The organism is Flavobacterium branchiophilum NBRC 15030 = ATCC 35035 (genome assembly GCF_002217205.1).
GTDB lineage: Bacteria > Bacteroidota > Bacteroidia > Flavobacteriales > Flavobacteriaceae > Flavobacterium > Flavobacterium branchiophilum.
In genome coordinates, this window is record NZ_MUGT01000190.1 from 1 (window position 1) to 2131 (window position 2131).

The window sequence follows — 2131 nt, forward strand, 5'->3', positions numbered from 1 at the left end:
TTAGCAAAAAAGAACCAATAGATTGGATTATTTTATATGTATATTGGGTATCAACTTGCCCTCAAGCCGCTTCTTTGTCCTACATTATTTGGTTTCTTTGTCCAAAAATTGGTTGTTTATCCTAATCCGCCACCAGCAATACCCAACGTTGGATAAACCCGCAACCCACTGCAACTGACTGTTCAACATATCGGTTTGCGAAAGCAACAACTTGTCCAACGGCAAAATATTTTCCTTAAATTGATTGAAATTTTTCTCATAACTATCTTTTTTCAATTCAAATATTTGCTTCAAAAAAACCACTTGCCCTTTGGCTTTTTCAAATTCCAATTGCATTTGTTTGTTTTTATGGTCTTGCTCTTTTTGTACATGTTGTGCCTGATTTTCAAGCTGTTTCAGCTGTACACTTTTGCTTTTTAGGTTTGCTATTTTTTGTACGGTAGTCGGAAAATCATAACTCAACTTGAGCCCCACATAATGATAGCTAACCCCATTGGACGAGGCAGCAAAAAAACCATCATTACTCAAATTTTGCCAATTAAACGACGATACAAACGACAATACAGGCACGTTTTGCAACATCAAAACCCTCTTGTCCTGCTGGGCCATTTGTTTTTGTAACTCGGCATTGTCTATCCACAAGGGGTTGTTTGCCACTTGCAATGGAGCTGTTTTTTCAAACTCCCACACCGTTTCTATCACCTCCGACTGCACCCGATTTTCAAAATACAAATCCAATATTTGATGTTGTATTTTCATATTCCACTCCAGTTGTTGCATCTTGTCTTGCAGCCCCAATAAGTTTGACAAAGCTTCGTTTAAATCTTGTTTGCGGGCCAGTCCTTCCTTAAATTTGTTTTGCATAATCAAGGCTACATTTTGAGCCAATTGTATATTTTCTTTCAAAATTTGATGTTGCCCTTGCATCGAAATCAGGTTAAAATAAGTCATATTGATTTGATCATACAGCTTTTGCTCGTTCATTTGGTTTTGATTGTCAACCAAATCTTGATTGATAGAAGCACTTTTTATCTGTGCCCAACTCGACAAATTCAAAATATCAAATTGAGGCTGCACACTCAACGTACTTGCATACTGTTGCCCCATCGTAATGGCCTTAAAAGTACCTTCTGGCATCCCAAAGGCTTGCCCTGGCAAAAAACTCACCTGCTGCTTGATGTGATCCAAAACTTGAACCGAGGCTGGAACCCTCGGATTCAACACATTGCCAATGGCCGTTTGCTTGGTAAGTTTGGCCAATTGGCTTTGCAAAGCCGCTTGTTCAAAACTACTGTTTTGGGTTTTTGCAAAACTCAAAACGGCATCCAAATTGGCAAATGTTTTCACCTCTTGCCCTATTGACTTTGCAATGGATAACAGCCAAAAACAAGAAACCCATGTTGAGTGAAAAATTGTTTTTTTTGTCATAAATTTATTATTTTTAAATGTTATTTTTTATACAAAACCAGCAAGTTTTGCATCGTTTGCATACCTTTTTGTTCTATATCAAAACTAAAATTAGACAATTTCCATTGCAACATTTGCAATCGAAAAGTTCCCATTGTAACATGCACAAAAAAAGGCAAATCTAAATCGGATCTAAAAATGTGGTCTTGCTGCCCTGCAGCAATTATTTGTTTAAAAATACTTGCATTCGTTTGCATCAAACTCATGATTTCTTGCTTAATACTTTCGGAATTGTCCAAAATACCATCAGACAAAACAATGACAATAAAATGGGGATTGTCCTTAAAAAAAGTAAATTGGCTTGCAAAAAGGGCCAATAACTTTTGCTCAGGATCCAAATGTTGTTGTACAATGTTGGAAAACCTTTCCTTGATGTTGTGCGACAAATACCGAATCAGCAACGAAATAATAGCTTCTTTGTCTTTAAAATGTCGGTACAAAGCACTTTCAGAAAAATTCATTTCAAGAGCTAAACTTTTGGTTGTAAGCCCTTTAACTCCTTTTTGCATCAAAATTTTCCCCGAAGCTTCAATAATTTCAATTTGTCGAGCTGTTAGGTTCATAACCTTTCAATTATAGTTAGTGAATATTCACTCTGCAAAGTTAGAAAAAAAAATACAATAAACAAGAAGTTTTTTTGGAAGTATGAAGTATGAAGTATGAA

Annotated in this window: 2 protein-coding genes; both read right to left on the bottom strand. The window is 36.1% G+C overall.

From position 1 onward, the window contains the following. Window positions 1-84: 84 nt before the first annotated feature. Window positions 85-1428: a TolC family protein gene (locus B0A58_RS15610; RefSeq protein ID WP_089081808.1), complete on the bottom strand. Its 1344-nt coding sequence runs from the start codon at window positions 1426-1428 to the stop codon at window positions 85-87. A gap of 20 nt (window positions 1429-1448) precedes the next feature. Continuing rightward, a complete protein-coding gene (locus B0A58_RS15615) occupies window positions 1449-2030 on the bottom strand; it encodes a TetR/AcrR family transcriptional regulator (RefSeq protein ID WP_089081809.1) in 582 nt (193 codons plus the stop codon). Window positions 2031-2131 lie beyond the last annotated feature (101 nt).